This window comes from Pseudoalteromonas sp. DY56-GL22 (assembly GCF_041414715.1).
GTDB classification, from domain to species: domain Bacteria; phylum Pseudomonadota; class Gammaproteobacteria; order Enterobacterales; family Alteromonadaceae; genus Pseudoalteromonas; species Pseudoalteromonas simplex.
Window position 1 is genome coordinate 72023 of the sequence record NZ_JANHZR010000012.1, and the last position, 6007, is coordinate 78029.

6 protein-coding genes and 1 tRNA gene are annotated in these 6007 nt (G+C 43.9%); 5 read left to right on the forward strand and 2 right to left on the reverse strand.

The window, feature by feature from the left end; translation table 11 throughout:
• Window position 1 precedes the first annotated feature (1 nt).
• Genes NO991_RS19115 through NO991_RS19125 form a run of 3 tightly spaced genes read left to right on the forward strand, consistent with a single transcriptional unit; the run spans window position 2 to window position 3092 of the window.
• Window positions 2–784, forward strand: a complete 783-nt coding sequence (locus NO991_RS19115; RefSeq protein ID WP_199530004.1) for a thiazole synthase — start codon at window positions 2–4, stop codon at window positions 782–784.
• 15 nt (window positions 785–799) lie between these two features.
• The gene (gene thiE / locus NO991_RS19120; RefSeq protein ID WP_371352309.1) at window positions 800–2323 is read left to right on the forward strand and encodes a thiamine phosphate synthase; all 1524 of its coding nucleotides are present in this window, start codon (window positions 800–802) and stop codon (window positions 2321–2323) included.
• A 1-nt stretch (window position 2324) separates the two neighbouring features.
• A complete protein-coding gene (locus NO991_RS19125; RefSeq protein WP_371352310.1) occupies window positions 2325–3092 on the forward strand; it encodes a ThiF family adenylyltransferase in 768 nt (255 codons plus the stop codon).
• Window positions 3093–3143: 51 nt separating this feature from the next.
• Here NO991_RS19125 and asd read toward each other — a convergent pair whose 3' ends face one another.
• Both asd and rsgA read right to left on the reverse strand, forming a co-directional pair.
• On the reverse strand, window positions 3144–4010 hold the full coding sequence (asd, locus tag NO991_RS19130; RefSeq protein ID WP_175083551.1) for an archaetidylserine decarboxylase: 867 nt from the start codon (window positions 4008–4010) through the stop codon (window positions 3144–3146).
• An 18-nt stretch (window positions 4011–4028) separates the two neighbouring features.
• Complete coding sequence (gene rsgA / locus NO991_RS19135) at window positions 4029–5087, reverse strand: small ribosomal subunit biogenesis GTPase RsgA (protein ID WP_058585944.1); 1059 nt, start codon at window positions 5085–5087, stop codon at window positions 4029–4031.
• A 122-nt stretch (window positions 5088–5209) separates the two neighbouring features.
• Between rsgA and orn the strand changes: the two genes are divergently transcribed.
• Together orn and NO991_RS19145 are read left to right on the forward strand one after the other, a co-directional pair.
• On the forward strand, window positions 5210–5755 hold the full coding sequence (gene orn, locus NO991_RS19140; protein WP_371352311.1) for an oligoribonuclease: 546 nt from the start codon (window positions 5210–5212) through the stop codon (window positions 5753–5755).
• A 177-nt stretch (window positions 5756–5932) separates the two neighbouring features.
• A tRNA-Gly gene (locus NO991_RS19145) sits at window positions 5933–6005 on the forward strand.
• Window positions 6006–6007 lie beyond the last annotated feature (2 nt).

The window sequence follows — 6007 nt, forward strand, 5'->3', positions numbered from 1 at the left end:
GATGGATAGTTTTTCGGTTTATGGTGAGCAATTTACGAGTCGTTTACTGATTGGCTCAGCACTGTACCCTTCGCCAAGTGTTATGACAGAGTCGATAGTGGCCTCACAGGCTGAAATTGTCACCGTTTCATTAAGACGTCAGCAAAGCGCTGCTGCGGGTGATGATTTTTGGCAATTGATAAAAAATACCGGGTTAAAGGTGCTGCCAAATACGGCGGGTTGTCATAGCGTGAAAGAAGCGGTGACCTTGGCACAAATGTGCCGCGAAGTGTTTGCCACTGATTGGATCAAGTTAGAGTTGATTGGTGATGAATATAATTTACAGCCCGATCCAATCGCATTGCTTGAAGCCACTAAAATTTTATTGGCCGATGGCTTTAAAGTTTTGCCTTATTGCACAGATGATTTAGTGCTGTGCCAGCGCCTCGCTGATTTAGGCTGCGAAGTACTTATGCCTTGGGGCGCACCGATTGGCACGGGTAAAGGCTTGCTGAATCCTTATAACTTAAAAATGATCCGTGAGCGCTTGCCAAACCATACTTTAATTGTTGATGCGGGCTTAGGTTTACCATCTCATGCCTGTCAAGCGCTTGAATTAGGGTATGATGCCGTATTATTAAATTCGGCAATTGCAGGTGCAGGTTGCCCAGTAACGATGAGTAAAGCGTTTAAGAGTGCGGTTGAAGCGGGGCGATCTAGCTATGTGGCTAAAGCGATGCCAGAGAAAGACGTAGCAAGCCCATCAACGCCGACGCTTGGAATGCCATTTTGGCATCAAGAATAAAATGTGAGGAATAACATGAATCAGGTTGTATGGACCATAGCTGGCTCAGATTCGGGCGGCGGTGCAGGAATTCAAGCCGACATCAAGGCAATGCAAAGTTTTAATGTACATGGCTGTACGGTTATTACTGCTTTAACGGCACAAAATAGTTTAGGTGTAGAAGCACTTAACCCGATTTCAACAGAAGTGATTGAGTCGCAACTATTAGCCTTAGCCAGTGATATGCCTGCCAGCGTGATTAAAATTGGCATGCTTGCCAATGTGCAGCAAATACAGCTTATTAGTGAGCATTTAAAACATTACAAAGCTACTTGGGCAGAGCCGCCTTTGGTTGTTTATGATCCGGTTGCCATTGCCTCAAGTGGTGATTTATTAACAGAAGAAGATACTGTTAGTGCTATCAAAGAGTGTTTATTGCCATTAGTCGATGTTGTAACACCGAACACCCACGAAACACAGCTATTAACTGGTGTTTACCTGATTGGCCCAAGCGCAGTGAAAGAGGCCGCAAAGAAGTTAACAGGCTATGGTGCAAAAGCGGTGATCATCAAAGGGGGTCATTGGGATTACCCAAGTGGCTACTGCATTGATTTCTGCGTGCAAGGTGAGCAGGAATATTGGCTTGGTAACGAAAAAATTCAAACTCCGCATAGTCATGGTACTGGATGCAGTATGGCTTCTGTTATTGCAGCGTGTTTAGCCAAACAGTATCCACTCAAAGATGCCTTTATTTTAGCGAAAGCCTATATCAACCAAGGATTAAAAGCAGCCGTTCGTTATGGTGAAGGGATTGGCCCCGTTGCACACACTTGCTTTCCAACAAATCTAGCAGATTACCCACAAGTCATCGAGGCGGGAAGTTGGCTGGGTGATGAGCTCGACTTTGATTGCCCGGTTGATTTTACCATGGCAGCAGGCTTTGCTGAGTGCGACTCTAAACAGCTTGGGCTATATGCCGTTGTTGATACGGTTGATTGGTTAGAGAAGTGTTTAGCTGAAGGGGTTAAAACCGTTCAATTAAGAATGAAAAATGCAGACGATGCAGCACTTGATGAGTCGATTGCAAGTGCGGTTATGCTGGGGCAGAAGTACGATGCGCAGGTGTATATCAATGATTATTGGCAATTGGCGATTAAGCACGGCGCTTATGGTGTGCATTTAGGGCAAGAAGACTTACAAACCGCTAATTTAATTGCCATAAAAGAGGCGGGGTTACGCTTAGGTGTGTCGACTCATGGCTTTTATGAGATGCTGCGTGCACATAATTACAGACCAAGTTATATGGCGTTTGGTGCTATTTATCCAACTACCACCAAAGACATGACAGGGCAAATTCAAGGTTTAGAAAAGCTCGAAAAATTTGTACCGCTAATGGCTGATTATCCAACGGTGGCAATTGGTGGAATTGATATATCACGGGCAGAGCAAGTTGCGAGCACGGGGGTTGGCAGTGTTGCCGTAGTGCGTGCGATTACCGAAGCCGAAGACTACCAAGCAGCCATTGCCAAATTAAAACTGCTGGTCGAAGGTCAGTCTTAATATGAGCGCGTTAAGCGACAAAGAACAAATTCGTTATAGCCGCCATTTGCTACTCAAAGAGGTGGGGCATGCGGGTCAGCATAAGTTAAAGTCTGCACATATTGTGGTTGTCGGAGCGGGTGGGCTTGGCTCACCAGCACTGTTTTATTTAGCGGCTGCAGGAGTCGGAACGCTCACTTTGATTGACGACGATAAAGTTGAGCTTTCAAATCTACAGCGACAAATACTCTATAAAGTAAACCACATGGGGCAGGCAAAAACACAGGCGGCTGCCAAGGTGTTAGGCAGTTTAAATAATCAAATTACGGTTAAACCTCTATGCCAAAAGCTTGATGAAAGTAACTGTGCTGAGCTACTTGAAGGTGCTGACATCATCCTCGATTGCAGTGATAACTTTGCTACCCGGTATTTGGTTAATCGCTATTGTCTAGCTAAATCTATCCCACTTGTATCAGCTGCCGCTATTGCAACGCAGGGGCAGGTGATGAGTTTTGATTTTCGTGATGAACAGAGTCCTTGTTATGGCTGTATATTCCCGCAAACGGAGGAGCAAACAGCGCTTAATTGTGACAATGCAGGGGTATTGAGCCCATTGCTGGGTGTTATGGGGAGCATGCAAAGTTTATTGGCTATCAATATATTGCTTGGCCATAAAACGGGCAGCGAGTTTATTCAATTTGACGGGCTAACACTAAAACAGCAGCGCTTTAATATTCAAAAAGACAGTGAGTGCTCGGAGTGTAATCGTGGGGGTAGGCGCGGTTTATAGTGAATTTTAAGCAAACCACTTTTGCTCAAGTGGTTTGCTTAATTGAACTTATTAGTCGTTAATTTTCGCAAATGGTGTGCCCATGCGGGTTACTGTTTCTGGGTGTTGATCTGATAAGAACTCAGCCTGATTTGCACCCCAGGCTAAAATAACGGTAGAGCCTAATTTAAAGCGACCCATTTCTTCACCTTTCTTCAGAGTAATCGCGTTGTCACCTGTGGTTGGGTAATTCCAACTAAATACATCTTTACCTGCTGGTGGCGTTACTGTGCCTGCCCAAATAGTCTCGATGCTAGCAACAATTGTTGCACCTACAAGCACCATGGCTAGCGGGCCAATTTCAGTTTCAAAGATAGCCACAACACGCTCGTTACGAGCAAATAGGTTAGGTACATTTTGTGCTGTTAACGGGTTTACCGAAAATAAATCACCTGGTACGTAAATCATTTTGCTCAGCGTTCCATCAACAGGCATGTGAATACGGTGGTAATCTTTAGGCGCTAAATAAATAGTGGCAAATTTACCGCCTAAAAACGGCGCTGTGTCTTCTTCTTTGCCACCAAGTAGTGCTTGTAAGCTGTAGTCATGGCCTTTTGCTTGGATGATTTGACCGTCGACTACATCGCCTAATTGGCTAATTGCACCATCAACTGGGTGAGCAATAATGTCACTTTCTTCAGCAAGTGGACGAATACCTTCTTTTAATGGGCGAGTAAAAAACTCATTAAAAGTTTTGTAATGAGCTGGATCTGGGTATTTAGCCTCACTCATATCAATTTTGTATTGTTTGATAAACAATTTAATTAAGGCCGTTGTTAAGCCACCCGCTTTTGCTGCTGCTAACTTGCCAACCATGCGCGAAATGAAATGTTTTGGCATGGCATATTGCATAGCAATTTTGAATTTATCTAAACTCACTTGTTATTTCCTAAATAGTTATACGCGAGGAGCGCGTGCACCAGCACGGCCGTCGGCCATAGTTTCTAAAATTCGGTGGTAACTGTCAAAACGAAGTTCTGAAATTTCACCATCATCAACAGCTTGGCGAATTATACAGCCAGGATCGTTTAAATGTTTACAATCGCGAAAGCGACAGCCACCAATAAAGTCACGGAACTCTTTAAAGCACCAGGTAACGCGCTCAACATCTAAATGCCATAAGCCAAACTCACGAATTCCCGGTGAGTCAATTAGGTTACCACCACTTGGTAAATGGTGTAATCGTGATACGGTTGTTGTGTGTTGACCAAGGCCGCTATTCTCAGAGACTTCTTGGGTTAAGATGTCAGCATCTGGCAGTACAGTGTTCACTAAGGTTGATTTACCCACACCGCTTTGACCAACAAAAATGCTGTTTTTATCAACTAGTTTTTGTTTAAGCTCAGCAATGCCTTGACCAGTTTTATTACTGACTAACAGTACTTGATAACCTAGCTCACGATAGATATCGAGAATTTCATCAATAAAAGCAAGGCCTTCATCGTCTATTAAATCTATTTTGTTAAGCACTAAAATAGGCTCAATCCCCATGTCTTCACAGGCAACTAAATAGCGGTCGATAATGTTTGGCGTAAACTCAGGCAATACCGCAGAGACCATTAAAATTTGGTCGATATTGGCAGCGACAACTTTCACCCCGTCATAAAAATCAGGGCGCGTTAATTGTGAGCGACGCTCATGGGTTGCTTCAATAACGCCTGCTAAGTCGCCTTCGCTAACTTTTGCACGGCGAAAAATAACTTCATCACCACATACAAGGCTCGATACTGTTCTACGTATATTACAGCGCAACACTTCGCCTGATTCGGTTTCGATATCGGCATGTTGGCCAAATCGACTGATCACAACCGCATTTTCGGCAGGGCCTAAATTGTCATTTTGCCATTGCACAGTTGCCCCTTTCTGTTGCTTTTTGTCTGCATTAGAGAGGCGTTTTTGATGATTGGCCTTAATTCGACGCGATTGGCCTTTACTTAATTTCTTTTGTTTTGCCACTTTTGGCCTATAACTTGAGTAAATGTCGGGCTTTTTGAAAAAAAAGCTTTAGGTCGACTGATGATACTAATATGATATATCTAAATGCGTTGGATCTAAAGGAAAGCACCGCTAAGGTAACTATGTCTTTTCATAAATCAAATCTTATCTGGCTCGACCTAGAAATGACAGGCCTCGAACCAGCAACAGATAAAATACTCGAAATTGCCACTGTTGTCACCGACAGTGATTTAAACATCTTGGCTGAAGGCCCTGTTATTGCTATTCATCAAAGCGATGAACTGCTTGATGGCATGGACGAGTGGTGCACGACTCAGCACGGTCAATCTGGTTTAACAGCTCGTTGTAAAGCAAGCACATTCACTGAACAAGATGCTATTGATCTAACATTGGCATTTTTAAAGCAATGGGTACCTGCGGGTGCTTCACCTATGTGTGGTAATTCTATCGGCCAAGACCGCCGTTTTATGAATAAGTATATGCCTGAATTGGAAGACTACTTTCACTACCGTAACCTTGATGTGAGTACCGTTAAAGAACTTGCACGTCGTTGGAAACCTGACGTATTAGCGCAAGTGAACAAAAAAGGTTCACATCTAGCCCTCGACGATATCAAAGATTCGATCATGGAATTAAAGGTTTACCAAGAAAAATTCTTTAATTTGTAAAAAACATTTGCAAACACATCGGATTATTGTAGAATCCTGCCCCGCTTAAGACGTTAACCCCCGCGGGGTTGGCATGTCTCTAAGTAATTGAATGCGGCACTAGCTCAGTTGCCAGAACGTTTTACCGCAACCTTCAAGGTTGTGCACCAACGGACAAATTACTGACTACTTTTGAATGCGGCACTAGCTCAGTTGGTAGAGCGCAACCTTGCCAAGGTTGAGGTCACGAGTTCGAGCCTCGTGTGCCGCTCC

What these genes read in the sequence shown, in the direction of transcription:
- NO991_RS19115 (WP_199530004.1), top strand. Translation starts at nt 2, where the DNA reads ATGGATAGTTTTTCGGTTTATGGTGAGCAATTTACGAGTCGTTTACTG.
- thiE (WP_371352309.1), top strand. Translation starts at nt 800, where the DNA reads ATGAATCAGGTTGTATGGACCATAGCTGGCTCAGATTCGGGCGGCGGT.
- NO991_RS19125 (WP_371352310.1), top strand. Translation starts at nt 2,325, where the DNA reads ATGAGCGCGTTAAGCGACAAAGAACAAATTCGTTATAGCCGCCATTTG.
- orn (WP_371352311.1), top strand. Translation starts at nt 5,210, where the DNA reads ATGTCTTTTCATAAATCAAATCTTATCTGGCTCGACCTAGAAATGACA.